Genomic DNA, 18493 nt, shown 5'->3' with positions numbered 1-18493 from the left:
TCTCACACCGACTGGGCCACGCGGGCCTCGACGTAGGAGGCGAGGACGTTCAGGTCGTTGATCAGGTCGACCGAGAGGTCCTCGTCGGCGATCTGGATGCCGAACTCGCTCTCCACCCAGATCAGGTACTCCAGCGTGTTGATCGAATCGAGTCCCAGCTCCTGCACCAGGTTGGTGTCGGGGATGTCGGCGGCGTCCCGGGACAGCTCCAGCGACTCGACGAGGATCTTCCGCAGCTTTGCCTTGGTGTCTTCCATCAGGTGTCCTTCGCGTCGAGGGCCCGCCTACAGGTAGCCCATCTCCCGGAGTCGTTGACTGGTGTACTGGTCTTCCTCGGTCGGCCCGGCCGGGGCCGGCGCCACGACCTCGTCCTCGGCCAGGGGGCCGAGCGGGCGGGCGTGCCGCTCCCGCACCACCGGCACCGGGTGGCCGTCGATCGAGTCCGGCCAGCTCGCGCCGAGCTCGGCGAGCAGGGTCGGCAGCAGGTCCACGATGCGGACCGGCTCGGCCAGCCGCCCGGGCGTGACCCGCGGCGAGCGGTGGATCCACATGCCCTGGTACCGGTGCAGGCCGGTCTGCCAGCTCGGCCGCCACACCGGCCCTTCCAGGTCCGGGATCGGCAGCACGCTCTCGTCGCGCGGCACGAGCAGCAGGTCGGGCGCCCGTCCGACGTTGACGCCCGGGTAGACCACGTCGCGGGGCACGACCGCCGAGAACACCGGTAAGCCGTCGCGGCCGGGCGGCCGGAGGTCCTCCAGCAGGGCGGCGGCCTCGGCGAGGACCGCGGCCCTGTCCCGCTCGGCGACGACGCCGTCGCGCTGCCGGCCGGCCAGGTTCACGTTCAGGCCGTAGCTGCCCGGCACCGGCATGTAGACGCGCGTCCGCCCGAAGTCGACGGAGCGCCGCGCGCCGGCGAACCAGCTCGCCTGCCCGCCGTCCCGCGCCCCACCGGCCGGGACGGTGGCGAGCAGCCCGGCGTCCTCCAGCAGCCGGTGGACCGCGACGCCGTACCGGCCGACGCCGAGCCCGTGGTCGGACGCCACCACGATCGAGGTCTCGTCGCCGACCATGTCCAGCAGCCGGCCCACGCCGTCGTCGAGCGCCCCGTAGATCCGCTCGATCGCCTCGTCCCAGCCGCTGCCCTCGGGCGCCGGCGCGTGCCGCGGGTGGCCGGGGTCCCAGAAGTGCCAGTAGTGGTGGCACACCCGGTCGGCCTCGGTCAGGACCGCCATCACCAGGTCGGTCGGGTGGGCGGTCATGAGGTACTCCAGCGACCGGACGCGCGCCTCGACGTTGGCGACCGCCTCGTCGAGGTACCCGAGGTCGCCGCGGAACATCGTCGCCAGGTCCGACTGGAAGTGGACGCCGTTCCTCGCCAGCTCCGCGAGCAGCCCGGCCGGCCTGCAGTAGCGGATCGTCTGCTGGAGGGGCCAGGTGATCTGGTAGCCGGGCAGGTCGCGCGGCGGGTGCGACATCGGCACGTTCACCAGGCCGAGCGACCAGCCCTGCGCGGCCAGCCAGTCCCACGCCGAGGAGCAGCCGAGGTCGGAGGAGCCCACGATGTGCGCGCCGTACCCGGGGTCCTGGGTGTCGAAGAACTGGTAGACGCCGTGCCCGCCCGGCCGCCGCCCGGTGACGAACGAGCTCCACCCCGGCGCGGTGTGGGCCGGCCAGGTGCAGTCGACGGGCGCCGAGGCCCCGGCGCCGAGCAGCGCGGCCAGATTCGGCAACCGGCCGGCCGAAACGAGGCGGTCGATAATATCGAAACCGGCGCCGTCCAATCCGATAATCAGCGCCTTGGGAGGGGTGCGCAGGGTGGCCAAAACAGTCCTCCGTTTCCGGGCTGATAACGGACGACGCGGAAAACTCCTGAACCGTGACGAGCGAGCCGAAACCGACATTAGGCGGCGGTGCGCGCGGACGTCCACTCGCCGGGTGAGGCTTCGTCAAGTCGCGGCGATAGGCAGCGGGAACGCCCCTTCCGCTGCCTGCTCCGCGGACGTATCCTACGGCTGTCGCGACGCGCCACGACGGAGGAGGTCGCCACACATGCCGAATAGCCGTTACCGAGCCCTGCTGTTCGACTACGGCGGCACGCTGACGTTACCCGCCAAGGACGTCTTCGCCAACTTCGCCGCCGCCGAGCTTTTGGACCTGGTCCATTTCACCGAGCTCATGCGCGAGTGGACGGAGCGCCCGGTGGTGGACGGGAAATACACCCCGATACAGCTCCTGGAACGCGGCCAGATGTCGATTCCGGAATTCGAGCGGCTATTCGCCGCCGAGATCCGCACCACCGACGGCCACGTGGTCGACCCCAAGGGGCTGGTGTCCCGCTTCCACGCCAGCGTGCAGATGGACCACGCGATGGAGGACCTGCTGGTGCGCGCCCGCCGGCACGGCGTGCACACCGCGGTGCTGTCGAACTCGTGGAACTTCGACTACGACGCCCGCGACTGGTGGGAGCTGTTCGACACCGTCGTCGTCTCCGGCACGGTCGGCATGCGCAAGCCCGACCCCGAGATCTACACCTACACCGCCGAGCTGATCGGGGTGCTGCCGGAGCAGTGCATCCACGTGGACGACAACGAGGCGAACGTGCGGGGCGCCGAGCTCGCCGGCATGACCGGGATCCACCACCTGTCGGCGGACCAGGCGGGCCGCCTGATCTACGAGCTGATGGGCTGGCCGCCGGACTAGCCATGCGCACGGGGACGCCGTACCGCCTTCAGCACGGACCCGCGGGCCGGCTCTCCGGCCGGCCCGCGAGCCGTCTTCCGCGTCTTCCGCGTCCGCCGCGTCTTGCCGGCCGTCCGCTAGGCCGCGGACTCGCGGGCGAGGCTCAGCAGCCGGTCGACGAGGCCGAGGTCGAACGGGTCGCCGACCTGCATGATGATGTGCCGCGCACCGGCCGCGACCAGCCGGTCCACCTGGTCCAGGTGCTCGGGCGCGGTCAGGAAGCAGCTCCGCTCGATCTCGGCGGGGTCGCGGTCCAGGCGGGCGCACCACTCGTCCAGCGTCCTGGTGCCCTCCTCGAACCGCCACGCCATCGTGTTCCAGGCGTCGGCGTGCCGTGCCACGGTGCGCAGCACGACGCGCTTGCCGTCGCCGCCGATCAGCAGGGGGATCTCGCCGAGCGGCGGCGGGTTGAGCTTGGCCAGCCGCGCCTTCACCCGCTCCACGTACCCCTCCAGCGCCTCCGCCCGCTCGGCGCCGGGCCGGAACTCGTAGCCGTACTCGGCGTAGTCGCGCTCGAACCAGCCGGCGCCGAGCCCGAGCACGAGCCGCCCGCCGCTGAGGTGGTCCACGGTGCGGGCCATGTCGGCGAGCAGGTCGGGGTTGCGGTAGTCCTGGTCGGTCACCAGCACGCCGACGCGGGCGCGGGAGGTCTCCACGGCCATCGCCGCCAGCAGCGTCCAGCCCTCGAAGTGCGTGCCGTCCGGCTCGCCGGTCAGCGGATAGAAGTGGTCCCACAGCCAGATGGAGTCCACGCCCCGCAGGTCGGCCTCCCGCCAGGCGGCGCGCAGCCGCTCGACCGAGGTGTGCTGCGGCATCAACCAGGCGCCTACCTTGAATCGCGCGGCCATATCGGGCCCCTTTCTGCAACGGTCACCGGAGGCGATGTATGACGGCGTTGGGAACGATAACCGGCAACTACGAGGAAGCCAAGGCGCACCTTCGGGAATGGGGTTTCTGTCTCATCGAGAATCCGCTGCCCCCGGCGAAGTTCAAGGAGCTCGTCGAACGTCTCACCGAGCTCGCGGAGGCGGAAAGGGAAGACAACTCGGCATTCCTGTACGACGGCGGCAACCAACGGGTATTCGGGTTGCTCAACAAAGGCACGATCTTCGAGGAGATCGTGCAGAACGAAGCCGTGTGCGAGCTGATGGAAGAGCTGCTCGGCTACAACTTCCTGCTCTCCAGCATCCACGCCAACATCGCGGGGCCCGGCGGCGCCAGGATGGCATTGCACCCGGACCAGACATTCGCCAGAATGCCGTGGCCGCCGTACCCCTTCGTGGCCAACAGCATGTGGATGCTCGACGATTTCACCGAGGAGAACGGTGCGACGCGGGTGATTCCCGGGACCCATCTGCTCGGCAGGCCGCCGGACTACGCGGCGGGCGAGGGCGACATCGAGACCCAGGCGGTGTGCGGGCCGGCCGGCACGGTGATGGTCTTCGACGGGCGCCTGTGGCACCAGACCGGCGCCAACCGGACCAAGGACCGGCTCAGGCACGGCATCCTCGTCTACTACTGCCGGGCGTACATCCGCCAGCAGGAGAACCCGTTCGTCGCGGTCGACCGGGACGTGCACGACCGCGCCACCCCGCTCATGCGCCGTCTCCTCGGCTGGGAGATCTACCAGGGCGCGCTGGGCCAGACCGGCGGGCTGCCGACGTAGTGCCCGCCGTCCACGTCTTCGTCCTCGGCGCCGACGCCGTCGGCTGGCCGGACCGGTTCGGCGCCGAGATCGTCTTCCACCGCCTGGGCCCCGGCGGGCCCGGCGCCGCGCGGGTGGTCCGGCGCGAGGCGGCCGGCGGCCCGTTCGCGCTGGCCGCCGACGGGGCCGCCATCGCGCCCGCGCTGGGCCTGGCCGCGGCGCTGCTGCCGGCCGGGCGTGCGGCCCACCTGTTCCTGTCGGGCGAGCCGGACGGCGTCGTGGTCGCGCCCGGCGGCGACCCGCCGATCCCCGTCACCTACCTCGCCGCCGGCGCCGTGCCCGCCGCCCTGTCCGGGCTGCGCCCGCTGACGGTGCGGCCGATCCCGTCCGCCGATCCCGGGCCCGCGGCGCTGTACGCGGTGCGCGAGCAGCTCGGCAGCATGGACCCCGGCGATCACGTCTGGGCCTGAGGCCCGTAACGGCCCGGCGCCGTGGGGTGTCGCCGGGCCGTGAAAGGCGCCGAAACCGGGTTCCGGTCGCCCGCGCGGGGCACGGAACCCGGTTTCGGCGCGGGCGGGCGGATCAGCCGAAGCAGGCCTCGGCCAGGCGGTCCACCTGCGAGACCCGGGCCACCGTCGGGTTGAAGATCAGCTCGTCCACGCCCGCCTCGGCGTACTTGCCGATCATGGCCTGGACGGCCTCGGTGTCACGGGCGGCGTCATCGGCGAAGACCTCCGCCAGCTCCGGTCCGAGGATCGAGAAGTAGTCCCGTGCCGAGTGCCGCGACTCCTCCAGCACGTCCTCGCCGATCCCGAACCGCGCCATCGCGATGATCTCCGGCTTGCCGTCCCGCCCGGCCGCCGCCCACGCCTCCCGCACCCGCTGCGCAAACGGCACCACGTCGTCCGGCGGCAGGCTCGGCGCGGCCCAGCCGATGCCCCACTTCACCGCCCGCCGGATGCACCCGTCGCTGAACCCGCCCATCAGCACCGGCACCCCGCCGTCCGGCAGCGGCCGGGGCAGCGGCGACCGGTCGGTGCCGTCCGCGGGCTCCCCCGCCCACACGCGCCGCATGACGCCGAGGTCGCGTTCGAATCGCGCCCACCGCCCGGCGAAGTCGCGCTCCGCCACCACGAAGTCGTCCTCCCGCACCCCCGGGCCGACGCCGAGCACCAGCCGGCCCCCCGAGATCTCGTATACCCCGGCCGCGTCCTTGGCCAGCAGCACCGGGCTGCGCACCGGCCCCACGATGACGTCGGTGACCAGGCGGATCCTGCTCGTCACCGCGGCCGCCGCGCCGAGCGCCAGCAGCGGGTCGTACCCCGGGTACACCACCCGGTCGGTGGTCACCAGCGACGAGAACCCGGCCGCCTCTGCCCGGATCGCCCAGTCGACCAGGACCCGCCCCGGGACGTCGGGGATGACATTGGGAAGACCGATGCCCAACTTCACGATTTACGCTCCAATCGGGCGGCGCCGGGGCGCCACCTCATCCGGGAGAAGGCAATGTAGCCAGAAGTAGCCAGGACGGCTTTCGGCTCTCGGGTCCATGCGAGGAGTACGCGATGTCCCTCCAGTACTGCGATCTGACCGGCGGCGCGCGGCTGCCGTACGTCGAGTTCGGCGCCCCCGGCGGCGCCCCGCTGCTGGTGCTGCGCGGGCTCGGCGACGCGCTGACCACCATGGAGAACCCCGGGACCGCCGCGGGGGCGCGGGCGTTGTACGGCCCGCTCGCCCACCGCCGCGTCGTCGTCACCTCCTGGCGGACGCCCGCCGCGCCCGGCCACCGGCTGGACGACCTCGTCGGCGACGCCGCGACGCTGATCACCACGCTGGGCCTGGGCCCGGCCGCGATCTGGGGCAACTCGATGGGCGGCATGGTCGCGCTGCTGCTCGCCGAGCGCCACCCCGATCTGGTCGACTCGATCGTCTGCGAGTGCACGCCCAGCCACGCGGCCGACCCGCTGCTGCGGTACGTGACGCGCTGGGACGCCATGGCCGCGCGGCGCCGGTGGCCGGAACTCCAGCGCGACACGTTGCGGAACATCTTCACCGGGCGGATGCCGTGGGCGTTCCGCAAGCTGGTGTGGTTCCCCCGCTCGATCCCGATCCCCGACGACGAGGGCCGCTGGCAGGTGCTGTCGGCGGCGCTGCGGGAGTACGACATCCGCGACCGCGCCGCCGGGGTGCGCTGCCCGGTGCTGGTCATCGGCGGGCGGCGGGACCGGATGACGCCGCCGGACCAGCTCGCCGACCTCGCCGACCGGCTGCCGGACGCGCGGCTGGTCCTGGTGGACCGCTGCGGGCACGGCGCGTCGCTCGAACGGCCGGAGGAGTTCCACCGCGAGGCCGGCCGGTTCCTGGCGGAGGCGCGCCGGTCCACCGGGCACTAGCGCCGGCCCGCCGGACGACGGCGCCGGTCCACCGGGCATTAGCCCCGGCCCGCCGGGCGACCGCACCGGTTCACCGGGCATCAGGCCACCGCCGTCAGCGGCCGCGACTGCAGCAGGTACAGCCGGCCGCCGGCGAGCGCCCACTCGACGTCCTGTTCGGCGCCGAACACCGCGACGCACCGGCGGCCGAGCTCGGCGAGCCGGGCCAGCGCGGCGGCGTCGAGGCACGGCAGGCCGGCCCACGGCGCGGCGACCGGCTCCTCGCGGGTGCCGCCGCCGACGGCCGGCCGGATCGCGACGTCCTTGCGCGCCGGACGCTCCTGAAGGACGGCGCCGTCCCGGTCCAGCAGCCAGTGGTCGGGGGTCACGAGCCCGGACACGACGGCCTCGCCAAGCCCCCAGGACGCCTCGACCACCATGCCGGCACCGCCCATCGGGTCGCGGGTGAACAGCACACCCGCCACGTCCGGCGCCACCAGTTCCTGGACGACCGCGGCCACCCGCCCGGCGGGCAGGCCGAGGCGGCGCCGGTAGTCGGCCGCGCCCGCGGCGGAGGCGTGCACCGTCGCCAGCGCGGCCAGCACCGCCCCGGCGCCCCGCACCGCGAGCACGGTCGCGTACTGCCCGGCGAAGCTCGCCCGCGCGCCGTCCTCCCCCACCGCCGACGACCGCACGGCGACCGGCCCGAGCGGTGCCGCCATCTCGCCCGCCGCCGCCGTCGCCGCGGCGTCGCCGGCCACGACCGCGGCCAGGGCGTCCACCGAGACGGCGAACCCGCGCGGCACCGGCAGCCCGGCGTCCGCGGCGGCGGCGAGCGCGGCGGCCTTCCCGCCGAAGACGGCGGGGTCGAGGGCCCCGGCCAGCGCGGCGATCACAGGACCGTGACGACGCCCCGCGCGCCGTCGATCCTGACCAGCTCCCCGTCCCTGATCCTCTGGGTGGCGACCCGCGTGCCGACGACCGCGGGGACGCCGAACTCGCGGGCGACCACGGCCGCGTGCGAGAGGGCGCCGCCCCGGTCGGTGACGACCGCGCCGATCAGCGGCAGCACGACGTTGTACGAGGGGCCGGTGGTCGGCGCGACCAGCACGTCGCCCTTCTCCAGCCGCCCGAACTCCGCCGGCCCGCGCACGATCCGCGCCCGCCCGGTGTACACGCCGGGGCTGGCCGGGGTGCCGTGCACCTCGGTGTCGGTGGGTTCGGACGGGACGGCCCGCTCCAGCAGGTCCTGCGACATGGCCTCCAGCAGCGCGTCGTTCACGCGGGCGAGCGCGGCGGGCAGCCTCGGCAGCGGCATGGCCGGCTCCTCCTCGCCCAGCTCCAGCGGCGGGCGGGCGGCGGTGCGCCGCCGCGTGGCCCGCTCGGCCAGCTCGGCCGCCGTGGGCGCGTCCGCGCCGGAGAGCAGCGCGGCCAGCTCGGCGGGGTCGGCCTCCACCGCGTGCTCGGGGTTTTCCAGCGCCGACCGCGCCACGAGCCGGCGCCCGGCGGCGAGCAGCGCGCGGCGCAGCAGCCCCCACGGCCGCATCTCTGTCCAGGCCACGTCGTCGTCGCGCAGGCCGTACAGCAGCCGCGCGTCGTCCAGCAGCCGGTCGTACTCGGCCCGGTGCCGCTCGGGCACCCGGGCCCGCAGCGGGTCCGCCGCGCCGCCGGGGGGCGGGGCCGCCGGGGCCGACAGCCGTGCCTCCAGCGCCGCGAGCACCAGCGCGGGCATCTCGCGCAGCGTCGGCTCGTCGAGGTCGAAACCCAGCAGGTCGTCGCCGTGCTCGCCCAGGTACTCCTCCAGCGCCGCGGCGGCCTCCGGCGAGGCGGCCCGCACCGCCTCCAGGCGTTTCTCCGGCGGCCCGGCGGCCCCCGGGTCGGCGCCGGCGGCGCGCACCGCCGCGACCAGGCGGTCCAGGCCGGCGAGCGGGCGGACCGACGCCGGTGAGGCGCCGCGCAGCACGGCCAGCGCGTCGGCCGGGTCCACGCCGGTCCAGCGGCGCACGTGCGCGAGCCAGTCGCCGACCGCGACGTTCTGCGCGACCAGGTGCCGCATGTGCACCATGTCGCCGTCGTGCAGCAGCGCGATCAGCTCATCGATGTGCCCGCGCAGGGCGGCCTCGTCCAGGTCGTCGACCGGCACCGCCTGGAGCGCCCGGTTGCGCGCGACGAACCGCGCCCGCAGCCCGCCGTCGAACCACTCCGCGGCCTCCTCCCGCCACGCCCGAGAGGCCAGGGCGCGGCGCGCGGCGCGGGCGCGCCCGCGCACCTCGGGGTGCAGCCGCCACGCGAGCTGACGGGCGGGCCGCAGCGCCGCGGGACCGCGGTCCCGCCACGGCACGACCTGCCGGGCCTGGACGTACTTCCAGATGCCGGACAGCCGCATGTCCAGCCGTTCCAGCAGCAGCCCGTACCGGCGGAACCCCGCGGGCATCGACTCGGCGAAGACCGGCAGCCACACGCCGAGGAAGAACCGGGTGAACGGCCGGGCCTGGTGCGCCGTCTCCAGCACCCACCGCCCGGGGCCCGGCGCGACGCCGGCCTGGGATCCGGCCTCTGACATGGTCATAGCGCGCTCCCCACGACAGCCTGCCGCTCGATGATTTTGGACCGACGGCACGTTGTCGAGGGTTCCCACGAAACGTGGCGGCGATATGTCAAGTCCCTGCTGACCCCGTCGCGACCGGCACGGATAATCGTCCGGACCGCTAGGACGGAAGTTGGTGACCTGTGTCCAGTGCTGACTTGACGCGCATCCCGGTAGGCGGTTCGGCCGCGTACGAGATCGTCATCGGCGATGACGCACTAACGGAAGTACCAGCCTTGCTGAGCGGCTCCGGACGGGCCGCGGTGATCCACTGCCAGACGATGAAGGACACCGCGCACGCCATCGCCGGCGACCTGCGCGCGCACGGCCACGAGGCGGAGCTCATCGCGGTGCCCGACGGCGAACAGGCCAAGGACCACGCGGTCGCCGCGCACTGCTGGAACGAGCTCGCGCGCCTCGGATTCACCCGTTCCGACGCCGTCGTGGCCGTCGGCGGCGGCGCCACCACCGACCTCGCGGGGTTCGTCGCGGCGACCTGGCTGCGCGGCGTGCCCATCGTGCAGGTGCCGACCTCGCTGACCGCGATGGTGGACGGCGCGATCGGCGGCAAGACCGCGATCAACATCCCCGCGGGCAAGAACCTGGTCGGCGCGTTCCACGCGCCGGCCGGGGTGGTCTGCGACCTCGGCCTGCTCGAAACGCTGCCGGAGATCGAGCTGGTCAACGGCCTGGCCGAGGTCGTGAGGATCGGCTTCATCGCCGACCCGGTCATCCTGGACACCATCGAGGCCGGCACCGAGGCCGTCACGACGCCCGGCACGCCGCAGCTCCGCGACATCATCGAGCGCGCGGCCCGGATCAAGGCCGAGATCGTCACCGAGGACATGCGCGACCACGGGCGCCGGCAGTTCCTGAACTACGGCCACACGCTCGGGCACGCCATCGAGAAGGTGGCGCGGTACAGGTGGCGGCACGGGTCGGCCGTCTCGGTCGGGATGTGCTACGCCGCCGAGCTGGGCCGCATCACCGGCCACCTCGACGACGCGACCGCGGACCGGCACGCCGAGATCCTCATGATGCTGGGCCTGCCCACCACCTACCGGCCCGACGTGTGGCCCGACCTGCTGGAGGCGATGCGGATCGACAAGAAGGCGCGGGGCTCGCGGCTGCGGTTCATCGTGCTGGACGGCCTGGCCGCGCCGACCGTGCTGGACGATCCCGGCGAGGAGGTCCTGGTGGCGGCGTACGCGCCGTGCTGCCGGCTCGTCGCCGACTGACCGCGATCGCCCGGTCCCGCGCCCCGGCGCGGTACCGGGCGATCTCCGGGCCCGCGCCGGGCGGCGCGTTCGATTTTCGCCCGGCGCCGGGTCACGCGCTTCTTTTTCGCGCCGCGCACCGGATTTACTTTTCTTTTTCGCGCCGTCCCCGATAGGGGTGGTGAAAAAGAAAAGCCGGTGAACTCCGGTGCGTCCGGAGTCCACCAGCCTTTTCCTCGGAAAGACGATCCGAAATCTCGCGTTTTACTGCCGGGCTACCGCCTCGCGGTGTCCACGAAGAGGGGTGTCGTGGAACGTCGCGCCGGCGCCGCCGAACGTGACGCGGCCCGCGCCGCCGTTCGCCTTCACCTTGATGGACGCCTGCACGCCGTAGCCGGTTCTCGGCCGGTCGCCCGCGTCGGTCTGGACGGTGTAGGTGTTGTCGGGGATGTCCGGCCCGGCCTGCAGGTAGCTGCCCTCCTGCGGAACCGTGGAGAGGGTGTAGCGCTCACCCGGGCCGTGGTAGGCCGCGACCTCGGTGACCTGCGCGTTGTCCGTCTCCCAGAGGATCGCGACCCGCTCCAGGTAGTAAGCCAGGTCGTTCACCAGCCACGGGGTCGGGAGCGGGAAGTGGAACCAGACTTCCTGCCCGGCGGGGATCTCGAAGGTCGAGGTTCCGCCGGTGTGCGTGCCCTGCTCCAGGCCGCCCTCGTACTTTTCCGGACGGACTGCGGCGCTGGAGGTCCAAAGAGTCGTTCTGGCCACTGGTCTCTCCTTTCGACGGATGAGGCGTGTCCTTGGGCTGAAAGGATCCTGACACACGGGCGTCATCCATGGCGGTTCGGAGAGCAAGAGGAGCGTACTTGATTAGGTTCGCGGTAATTGCGCGTTAAATTGGCCCGGCCCGGTCAAGTCGATCGAGTACTCGTTCGCGATCGGCCTTGCGCAACCCCGCCGCGGCCTGTTCGTAGGAATGGCGCATCAGATCGGCGAGCAGATCGTCGGGAACGCTGCCGTCGAGGCTCACCGTGTTCCACAGCCGCTTGTTGACGTGGTACCCGGGCACGATCGCCGGATACTCGTCGCGCAGGTGCAGCGCCCGCGCGGGATCGCACTTCAGCGTGATCTGCGCCGGTGGGTCGGGCTGGTAGATCGCGAAGACCTTTCCCACCACCTTGTACACCGGCAGACCGGGCGCGAACGGCTCCTCCTCGCTGACCTCCGGGAGGCCCAGCAGCAGCTCGGCGATCTCCTCCGGGCTCATGTCGCATCCACCCTTCGCGTGGTGTCCGGCGGTTACCCGGCGACCCTACCGCCGCCGGGCGGCACGGGCCCGCGCGGAACCTCACGGAACCTCACGGAATACGGCCGGGAGCGCGCGCGGGGCCGTCTCATCCGGTAGGCGGCGGTCTAGGCTCGATCATCGTGGGCGCTTTCACGGGGCCGGTGTTCCGGCCGGGCGACGACGGTTACGACGCCGAGCGGTCGGGGTTCAACCTCACCGTGGACCACCACCCCGAGCTGATCGTCGGGGCGACCGGGCCCGACGACGTGATCGCGGCGGTCGAGTACGCCGCGGCGCGCGGCCTCGCGGTCGCGGTGCTGACGACCGGGCACGGCCCGGCGGTGCCCGCCGACGGCCAGGTGCTCGTCACCACCCGCCGCATGAGCGACGTCCGGGTGGACCCGGCGGCGCGCACGGCGCGGGTCGGCGGCGGGGTGCGCTGGCGCCAGGTGCTGCCGGAGACGGTGCCGCACGGCCTCGCCCCGCTCAACGGGTCCAGCCCGAACGTCGGCGTCGTCGGCTACACGCTCGGCGGCGGCGTCGGGCCGCTCGGCCGTTCCTACGGCTTCGCCGCCGACCGGGTGCGCCGCGTCGACCTGGTCACCGCCGACGGCCGGCTGCGGCAGGTGACGGCGGACGGCGACCCGGAGCTGTTCTGGGCGGTGCGCGGCGGCAAGGGCAACTTCGGCGTGGTCGTCGGGCTGGAGTTCGACCTCGTGCCGGTGTCGCGGCTGTACGGCGGCGGGCTGTTCTTCCCGGCCGAGGCGACCGCGGACGTGCTGCACGCCTACAGCCGGTGGTTGCCGGCCGCGCCGGAGGAGATGTCGTCCTCGGTGCTGCTGGTCACGTTCCCGCCGATCCCCGAGGTCCCCGAGATCTTCCGCGGCCGGTACATCGCCCACCTGCGGCTGGCCTTCACCGGCATCGCCGAGGAGGGCGAGCGGCTGGTGCGGCCGCTGCGCGAGATCGGCTCGCAGATCCTGGACACGCTCGGCGAGATGCCCTACACCGAGGTCGGGACGATCTTCAACGATCCCACGGAGCCGGCGCGGGTGTACGACTCCAACATCTCGCTGCACACGCTGGACGAGGGCGCGGTCGACACGCTGCTGTCGCTGGCCGGGCCGGACACCGGCTCGCCGCTGCTGATCGAGATGCGCCAGCTCGGCGGCGCCTACGCCCGGCCGCCGGCGATCCCCAGCGCGGTCGGGGGCCGCGACGCCGCGTACACGCTGTTCGCCGCCTCCATCCTGGAGCCCGGCCAGGAGGACGCGATACGCCGGGCGCACGAGCAGCTCGCGGAGAAGATGCGCCCCTGGGCCACCGGCGGGACCGTCTTCAACTTCTCCGGCGTCGCCGACGCGACCCCCGAACGCGTCAAGCTGGCCTTCACCCCGGCCGACTACGCCCGCCTCGCCAAGGCGAAGGCCACCTACGACCCGGACAACATGTTCCGCGTCAACTTCAACATCCCCCCGGCGCTCTAGGACCCGCCGTCGCGCCGCTCCCCGGAATTCGAAACGGGTGGCCGGAAAGGCTTGTCAGGGTGTGGTCGAATGAGGGCCGTTCCCGGCTTATCGCGTTAACGGTTCACATGGCGACATAAGGCTTAATGGCTATTTCAGGCCGGTCCTTCATACCGCGGTGGCCGTGGGGCGACGGCAGGAGTTGAGGAGGCTTTTGAGTGCCTGGGAGGGTTCCAGGCCGAGTTCGTTGCGGAGGACGGTGCGGCACTGTTCGTACTGGCGCATCGCGGCGGCGCGGTTGCCGGCGGCGAGGTGGGCGTTGACGAGCACGCGGTGGGCGCTCTCCCGCAGCGGCTCGGCGCGGACGGCGGCGAGCCCCGCGGCGACCGCCTCGCCGTGCCGCCGGGCGGCGGTGAGACGTTCCGACATGGCTTCCAGCGCGTGCAGCCGGAGCTGGTGGTACTGCTCCTGCTCGATCAGCACCCAGTCGCTCTCGGACCAGTCGGGCAGCAGGTCGGCCGACAGGACGGTCAGCGTGTGCACGGTCAGGATGTCGTCGCACGGGCGCGAGATGTCGAGCAGCCGGTGCGCGCGGGCGACGGCGTCGCGGACGTCGACGCTGATGTACTTGCCGATCTCCAGCTCCTGCGCGGACGCCTCGATGACCTTGTGGCCCATGCGCGCCGCGCGCCACAGCGACGACCGGAGATTGGCGTTGGCGCGGGACACCGTGGCCTCGGGCCAGAGCGTTCCCGCCACATAGGCGCGGGCGCGCGGGCTGTCCTGAAGCGCGAGAAACGCGACCAGCCGTTGGGCGCTTGACGATATCGAGACGCGGCGCTGGCCGACGGACAAGGCGAAGCCCTTGAGCAGCCGTAATGAAACGACTTGGGTGTCTGTGGTCATCGGTTCCCCCGGGCGATGTGGCCTTGGTGATCAGCTTCCGATGCGGTACAGGACAAGTCAGTCCCATATTAGATCAAATGCACGTTTGCTTGGTGATTAGTCCGCAAAAGCGCGGACACGTGACCCCCGGGCAATAAGGATTATCACGCGTATCGCCCCTTCGCGTTCCCCCCTGGTGCGGCGCATGCTAAAGGGCGGGGCGTCACCGCGGCGTCGCCCGGGCGTCACCCGCCCGGTTCCAGCAGCCCGTCCAGCCACGCCTGGACGACCGCGTGCACGTCGGCCGGCTCGCTGACCGCCCACGACCGCGCCTCGCCCGGCCCCACCGTGCAGATCACGCGCGCCCGGAAGCCGTCCCGCCGCCCCTCCTCCACCCACACGCGGAGTATCAACGTGCCGCTGCGCTCCCCCGGGGCCTCCACGAAGGGAAGGATGCCGCATCGCTGTCACCCCGGCATCGCCGCCGCGTCTTCGCACGCGTCGCCCCGCGGGCGCGGCCGTCCCGGCGGGCCGGCGCCGCCCGCGGCGGGGCGGAACACTCCGGTGACGCCCGCGTGACGGCCGGATCGCGTTCGCGCCACGGCGGCCCCGGCATGCTCTCCCCCGCACGCTTTCACGCGGAACGGGGAGGATTTCGCATGGGCGACTTCGGGGTCATCGCCGATGTGTCGACGATCATCGTGAGAACCCTGACCCAGTCCCTGCGCGGACTCAGCCAGGACCCGCCGATCGCGGAACTGCACGACCTGTCCGAGCCGGTCCAGACGCCGCCGCCCAAACTGACGGTGTTCCTCTACGAGATCGCCGAGGACCCGGCGTCGCGCAACAGGCCGCCGGTGCGTTCCCGGCCGCCGGACGCGCCCACCACCCGCAAGCCGCCGATGGCGCTGCTGCTGCGGTACCTGATCACCCCGTGGGGCGGTGACCAGCCGACGCAGCACCGCATGCTCGGCCGCGCCCTGCAGACGTTCTACGACGACGCCATCCTGGACGGCACGCGGCTCACCGGGAGCCTGGCGGCCTCGACGGACTCGCTGCACGTCACGCTGACGCCGCTCACCCTGGACCAGAAGTCGTGGGTCTGGTACGCGATCCAGAAGCCGTACCGGCTCTCGCTGAACTACGAGTTCCGCGTCGTCAACCTGGACGCCGTCGCCGAGCAGGAGATCCGGCCCGTGCACAGCCGGATCGTCGACGGGGCGGCCACGCCATGAGCCGCTTCACGCCCCTCGCGCGGTCGGTGCTGCACAGCCCGGCCTGGTTCGTGCCGTTCGACGACTACGCCCGGCGGGTCCGCACGGCCGGCGTGACCGTCGAACTGGACCGGTGGACCGGCGAGGAATGGGCGCCGCAGGACGTCGCGGCGGTCCGCACGCCGAGCGCGGCCCTCGTGTACCCGGGCCTCGGCCGTCGCGGCGGGCCGTGGCGCGGCGCGCCGGAACGCCACCGGGCCCGCTTCTCGGCCGCCGGCTACCGGCCCCTGTACCCCGCCGACGACGAGCCGTTCTCGTCCGGCCTCGTCGGCGTCGAGTTCCTGGTGCACCCCTACGACGACACCCACCCGCCGGCGGCGCAGACCGAACCGCGGCTCGTCCGGCTGCTGCCGAGCACCTCCTTCCCCTACCCGCCCGGCCTGCGGACCGCGCACGGCGTCGTGCTGGACGCGGCGTCCGGGGCGCCGGTCGCGAACGCGCTGGTCGAGGCGCGGGGACGGACGAGCAGGGACCTGGTGCCGTGGCACGAGCGCACGCTGACCGACGCCACGGGCGCCTTCCGGCTGGCGCTGCGCTGGGAGGGCGAGAAGGACGACGAGGACGCCGCCGAGGAGACGTTCCGCCTGCGGGCCACCGAGCGGCCGGGCCGGACCGGCTCGCTGGTCGTGCGCCTGCCCGAGGACGCCGGCCGCCGGCACGTCATCGAAGTCCGCGACCAGTAAGCGACCAGTAGCGATCAACGAGGAAGTGAGGAGCCGGCCAATGCCCGAGTATCTGAGCCCGGGGGTCTACGTCGAGGAGATCGACGCGGGGCCGCGGCCGATCGCGGGGGTGAGCACCAGCACGGCGGGCATGGCCGGGGTCACCCTTCGCGGTCCGTACACAGGAAAGCCCAAGCTGGTGACCAACTTCCTGGAGTTCCAGCGCACGTTCGGCGGGTTCCTCCCGGAGCCGGACGCGGGCGTCCGCGACGCGTGGGCGGGCAACCCGTCCGAGGGCGGCCGGTGGTGGCTGTTCCCGCTCGCGGTGAAGGGGTTCTTCGACAACGGCGGGCAGCGCCTGTACGTCAAGCGGGTCGCCAGCAAGCACGCCGCGGCGGCCTCGGGCGCGCTGGTCCACGGCTTGGTGAGCCCGGTCGCCGGGGACGCCGCCCGCGGGGCGTCGAGCGTGGAGCTCGGCCACCTGATCGGCTTCACCGGCGTCGGCCAGCGGATCGAGTTCTTCCGCGGCGACGACCAGCGGTCGATCCACACCGCGCAGGTCGCCGCCTACGACGTGACCGCCCGGCGCATCGAGCTGGACGCGCCGCTGCCCGCGGAGCTGAGGCCCGCGCGCGGGGACTACGTGCAGGTCGGCGCGCGCGGGCCGGAGCGGACGCTGGAGTTCTCCGCGGTGAGCCCGGGGTCGTGGGGCGGGGCCGTGCAGGTGCGGGTGCGGCCGGTGGTCGGCGCCGCGCTGCCGGTGCTGCCCGACCCGCAGGAAGGCGCGCTGTTCGTGACGCGGCTCGCCGAGGACGCCGAGGCCGACGCCGAGACGGTCGAGGTCGCCGAGGTGGCGGGGCTGGACCCCGACGACCTGCCCGCCGACGTGTGGGTGCTGATCGGCGGCGCCCGGTACAAGGCGCAGGTGGGCCGGCCCGCCTCCGGTCAGGTCACGCTGACCTTCCCGTCGGGGACCTCGCACCCGGAATGGCGCGAGGGCCTGGCGGTGCGCCGGGTGCGCCGGGGCACCACCGCCGGCGGCGGCCGGACGCTGCGCGTGGGCGGCGCGGGCCGCCTGTACGAGGACGCGGTGGTCCAGCTCGACGACGGCAGGAACCTCACCACCCTCACCGTGGACACGGTGGCCGGTGACGTCGTCACGTTCGGCGCGGCCGTGCCGGGCACGCTGTTCGAGACCGACCGGCTCTACCTGGTGGAGGCCCGGGTGGACACCCGGTTCACCGACCCGGCGGGGACGACGGTCGAGGAGTCGTTCCCGAACCTCCGGCTGACCGGCGACCGGCCGTCCGGCGTCGTGGCCACCCTGGAGGCGCGGTCCCGGCTCGTCCGGGCGCGGACGCTCGGCGGGCTGTCCACCGACCCCGCCCGCTTCCCCGTCCCGGCCACCGGGGGCTGGCTCACCCTGGCCGACGGGTCCGACTCCTACGACACGCTGACCGTCGCGGACTTCGTCGGCGAGGACGGCGGCAGCGGCCTGCGCACCGGGATCGCCGCCCTGGAGGACATCGACGAGGTGGCGGTCTGCGCGGTGCCCGGCGTGTGGTCGGGGACGGTCCAGTCCGCGCTGATCACCCACTGCGAGCTGCTGAAGGACCGGTTCGCGATCCTCGACCCGCAGGACGGGCTCGACATCGAGGGCATCCAGGCGTTCCGCGAGCCGTTCGACACCAAGTACGCCGCCCTGTACCACCCCTGGCTCGTCACCCGCGACCCCTCGTCCGACCTGGACGTGGAGGTGCCGCCGTCGGGGCACCTGGCCGGCATCTACGCCCGCGTGGACGTCGAGCGGGGCGTGCACAAGGCGCCGGCCAACGTGGTCATCCGGGGCGTCCGCCTCACCGACGGCATCGCCCAGGACGTCACCAAGCGCCACCAGGACCTGCTGAACCCCAAGGGGATCAACGCGCTGCGGTTCTTCCCCGGCCTCGGCCACCGGGTGTGGGGGGCGCGCACGCTGTCCTCCGACCCCTCGTGGAAGTACGTCAACGTCCGGCGGCTGTTCCTGTTCCTGGAGGAGTCGATCGACGAGGGCACCCAGTGGGTGGTGTTCGAGCCCAACGACGAGGCGCTGTGGGCCCTGGTCCGCCAGACGGTGACGAACTTCCTGACCACGGTCTGGCGCAGCGGGGCGCTGGCGGGCACGACCGCCGAGGAGGCGTTCTTCGTCGCCTGCGACCGCTCGACGATGACCGAGGACGACCTGCGCAACGGCAGGCTCGTGTGCGTCATCGGCGTCGCGCCGGTCTTCCCCGCCGAGTTCGTGATCTTCCGGATCCAGCAGAAGACCCGCGAGACCCAGCTCGCCTGAGTCCCGCCCCCGCAGACCTTCCAAGGAGAGAG

Annotated in this window: 19 protein-coding genes; 9 read left to right on the top strand and 10 right to left on the bottom strand. The window is 73.1% G+C overall.

Annotation, left to right across the window (positions count from 1 at the left end):
• Positions 1-2: 2 nt before the first annotated feature.
• On the bottom strand, positions 3-257 hold the full coding sequence (locus tag BJ982_RS17060) for an acyl carrier protein (RefSeq protein ID WP_184881240.1): 255 nt from the start codon (positions 255-257) through the stop codon (positions 3-5).
• Positions 258-284: 27 nt separating this feature from the next.
• A complete protein-coding gene (locus BJ982_RS17055; protein ID WP_239122921.1) occupies positions 285-1901 on the bottom strand; it encodes an alkaline phosphatase family protein in 1617 nt (538 codons plus the stop codon).
• 148 nt (positions 1902-2049) lie between these two features.
• Here BJ982_RS17055 and BJ982_RS17050 point away from each other — a divergent pair, with 148 nt between their 5' ends.
• Positions 2050-2700, top strand: a complete 651-nt coding sequence (locus BJ982_RS17050; protein ID WP_184881236.1) for an HAD family hydrolase — start codon at positions 2050-2052, stop codon at positions 2698-2700.
• Between the two features lie 116 nt (positions 2701-2816).
• On the opposite strand, the gene BJ982_RS17045 is transcribed toward BJ982_RS17050, so the two are convergent.
• Positions 2817-3587: an LLM class F420-dependent oxidoreductase gene (locus BJ982_RS17045; RefSeq protein ID WP_184881234.1), complete on the bottom strand. Its 771-nt coding sequence runs from the start codon at positions 3585-3587 to the stop codon at positions 2817-2819.
• 38 nt (positions 3588-3625) lie between these two features.
• Between BJ982_RS17045 and BJ982_RS17040 the strand changes: the two genes are divergently transcribed.
• Together BJ982_RS17040 and BJ982_RS17035 are read left to right on the top strand one after the other, a co-directional pair.
• Positions 3626-4405: a phytanoyl-CoA dioxygenase family protein gene (locus BJ982_RS17040; RefSeq protein ID WP_184881232.1), complete on the top strand. Its 780-nt coding sequence runs from the start codon at positions 3626-3628 to the stop codon at positions 4403-4405.
• Complete coding sequence (locus BJ982_RS17035) at positions 4405-4854, top strand: hypothetical protein (RefSeq protein ID WP_184881230.1); 450 nt, start codon at positions 4405-4407, stop codon at positions 4852-4854. Before BJ982_RS17040 ends, BJ982_RS17035 begins: the two co-directional genes overlap by 1 nt.
• A gap of 112 nt (positions 4855-4966) precedes the next feature.
• On the opposite strand, the gene BJ982_RS17030 is transcribed toward BJ982_RS17035, so the two are convergent.
• Positions 4967-5836: an LLM class flavin-dependent oxidoreductase gene (locus BJ982_RS17030; RefSeq protein ID WP_184881229.1), complete on the bottom strand. Its 870-nt coding sequence runs from the start codon at positions 5834-5836 to the stop codon at positions 4967-4969.
• Positions 5837-5949: 113 nt separating this feature from the next.
• Here BJ982_RS17030 and BJ982_RS17025 point away from each other — a divergent pair, with 113 nt between their 5' ends.
• Complete coding sequence (locus BJ982_RS17025) at positions 5950-6777, top strand: alpha/beta fold hydrolase (RefSeq protein WP_184881227.1); 828 nt, start codon at positions 5950-5952, stop codon at positions 6775-6777.
• A gap of 80 nt (positions 6778-6857) precedes the next feature.
• Here the strand turns inward: BJ982_RS17025 and BJ982_RS17020 are convergent, their stop codons facing one another.
• Together BJ982_RS17020 and BJ982_RS17015 are read right to left on the bottom strand one after the other, a co-directional pair.
• Positions 6858-7652: a PEP/pyruvate-binding domain-containing protein gene (locus tag BJ982_RS17020; RefSeq protein WP_184881225.1), complete on the bottom strand. Its 795-nt coding sequence runs from the start codon at positions 7650-7652 to the stop codon at positions 6858-6860.
• Complete coding sequence (locus BJ982_RS17015; protein ID WP_184881223.1) at positions 7649-9325, bottom strand: PEP-utilizing enzyme; 1677 nt, start codon at positions 9323-9325, stop codon at positions 7649-7651. Before BJ982_RS17015 ends, BJ982_RS17020 begins: the two co-directional genes overlap by 4 nt.
• Before the next feature lie 176 nt (positions 9326-9501).
• On the opposite strand from BJ982_RS17015, the gene aroB reads away from it, so the two are divergent.
• The gene (aroB, locus tag BJ982_RS17010) at positions 9502-10581 is read left to right on the top strand and encodes a 3-dehydroquinate synthase (protein WP_184881221.1); all 1080 of its coding nucleotides are present in this window, start codon (positions 9502-9504) and stop codon (positions 10579-10581) included.
• A gap of 243 nt (positions 10582-10824) precedes the next feature.
• On the opposite strand, the gene BJ982_RS17005 is transcribed toward aroB, so the two are convergent.
• Both BJ982_RS17005 and BJ982_RS17000 read right to left on the bottom strand, forming a co-directional pair.
• Complete coding sequence (locus tag BJ982_RS17005) at positions 10825-11325, bottom strand: DUF6623 family protein (protein ID WP_184881218.1); 501 nt, start codon at positions 11323-11325, stop codon at positions 10825-10827.
• 124 nt (positions 11326-11449) lie between these two features.
• Positions 11450-11824: an MmcQ/YjbR family DNA-binding protein gene (locus BJ982_RS17000; RefSeq protein WP_184881216.1), complete on the bottom strand. Its 375-nt coding sequence runs from the start codon at positions 11822-11824 to the stop codon at positions 11450-11452.
• 161 nt (positions 11825-11985) lie between these two features.
• On the opposite strand from BJ982_RS17000, the gene BJ982_RS16995 reads away from it, so the two are divergent.
• Entirely contained in the window at positions 11986-13332 is a 1347-nt protein-coding gene (locus tag BJ982_RS16995) for an FAD-binding oxidoreductase (protein WP_239122899.1), read from the top strand.
• A gap of 147 nt (positions 13333-13479) precedes the next feature.
• Here the strand turns inward: BJ982_RS16995 and BJ982_RS16990 are convergent, their stop codons facing one another.
• Both BJ982_RS16990 and BJ982_RS16985 read right to left on the bottom strand, forming a co-directional pair.
• The gene (locus BJ982_RS16990; RefSeq protein WP_184881214.1) at positions 13480-14217 is read right to left on the bottom strand and encodes an AfsR/SARP family transcriptional regulator; all 738 of its coding nucleotides are present in this window, start codon (positions 14215-14217) and stop codon (positions 13480-13482) included.
• Between the two features lie 224 nt (positions 14218-14441).
• Complete coding sequence (locus BJ982_RS16985; protein WP_184881212.1) at positions 14442-14639, bottom strand: hypothetical protein; 198 nt, start codon at positions 14637-14639, stop codon at positions 14442-14444.
• Between the two features lie 216 nt (positions 14640-14855).
• On the opposite strand from BJ982_RS16985, the gene BJ982_RS16980 reads away from it, so the two are divergent.
• The 3 genes from BJ982_RS16980 to BJ982_RS16970 are packed head-to-tail and all read left to right on the top strand — an operon-like array spanning position 14856 to position 18461.
• Entirely contained in the window at positions 14856-15431 is a 576-nt protein-coding gene (locus tag BJ982_RS16980) for a Pvc16 family protein (protein WP_184881210.1), read from the top strand.
• The gene (locus BJ982_RS16975) at positions 15428-16153 is read left to right on the top strand and encodes a carboxypeptidase-like regulatory domain-containing protein (protein ID WP_184881208.1); all 726 of its coding nucleotides are present in this window, start codon (positions 15428-15430) and stop codon (positions 16151-16153) included. The genes BJ982_RS16980 and BJ982_RS16975 overlap by 4 nt, the downstream gene beginning before the upstream one ends.
• Before the next feature lie 40 nt (positions 16154-16193).
• Complete coding sequence (locus BJ982_RS16970; protein ID WP_184881206.1) at positions 16194-18461, top strand: phage tail sheath C-terminal domain-containing protein; 2268 nt, start codon at positions 16194-16196, stop codon at positions 18459-18461.
• Positions 18462-18493: the final 32 nt, after the last annotated feature.

The organism is Sphaerisporangium siamense (assembly GCF_014205275.1).
GTDB lineage: Bacteria > Actinomycetota > Actinomycetes > Streptosporangiales > Streptosporangiaceae > Sphaerisporangium > Sphaerisporangium siamense.
The sequence above is the reverse complement of the archived record's forward strand: the minus strand, read 5'-3'. Positions and strand labels throughout refer to the sequence as shown.

Bases quoted from the DNA above. Each gene is read 5' to 3' on its own strand.
- BJ982_RS17060 (WP_184881240.1), bottom strand. From the start codon at position 257: ATGGAAGACACCAAGGCAAAGCTGCGGAAGATCCTCGTCGAGTCGCTG.
- BJ982_RS17055 (WP_239122921.1), bottom strand. From the start codon at position 1,901: ATGTCGGTTTCGGCTCGCTCGTCACGGTTCAGGAGTTTTCCGCGTCGT.
- BJ982_RS17050 (WP_184881236.1), top strand. From the start codon at position 2,050: ATGCCGAATAGCCGTTACCGAGCCCTGCTGTTCGACTACGGCGGCACG.
- BJ982_RS17045 (WP_184881234.1), bottom strand. From the start codon at position 3,587: ATGGCCGCGCGATTCAAGGTAGGCGCCTGGTTGATGCCGCAGCACACC.
- BJ982_RS17040 (WP_184881232.1), top strand. From the start codon at position 3,626: ATGACGGCGTTGGGAACGATAACCGGCAACTACGAGGAAGCCAAGGCG.
- BJ982_RS17025 (WP_184881227.1), top strand. From the start codon at position 5,950: ATGTCCCTCCAGTACTGCGATCTGACCGGCGGCGCGCGGCTGCCGTAC.
- BJ982_RS17015 (WP_184881223.1), bottom strand. From the start codon at position 9,325: ATGACCATGTCAGAGGCCGGATCCCAGGCCGGCGTCGCGCCGGGCCCC.
- BJ982_RS17000 (WP_184881216.1), bottom strand. From the start codon at position 11,824: ATGAGCCCGGAGGAGATCGCCGAGCTGCTGCTGGGCCTCCCGGAGGTC.
- BJ982_RS16990 (WP_184881214.1), bottom strand. From the start codon at position 14,217: ATGACCACAGACACCCAAGTCGTTTCATTACGGCTGCTCAAGGGCTTC.
- BJ982_RS16980 (WP_184881210.1), top strand. From the start codon at position 14,856: ATGGGCGACTTCGGGGTCATCGCCGATGTGTCGACGATCATCGTGAGA.
- BJ982_RS16975 (WP_184881208.1), top strand. From the start codon at position 15,428: ATGAGCCGCTTCACGCCCCTCGCGCGGTCGGTGCTGCACAGCCCGGCC.
- BJ982_RS16970 (WP_184881206.1), top strand. From the start codon at position 16,194: ATGCCCGAGTATCTGAGCCCGGGGGTCTACGTCGAGGAGATCGACGCG.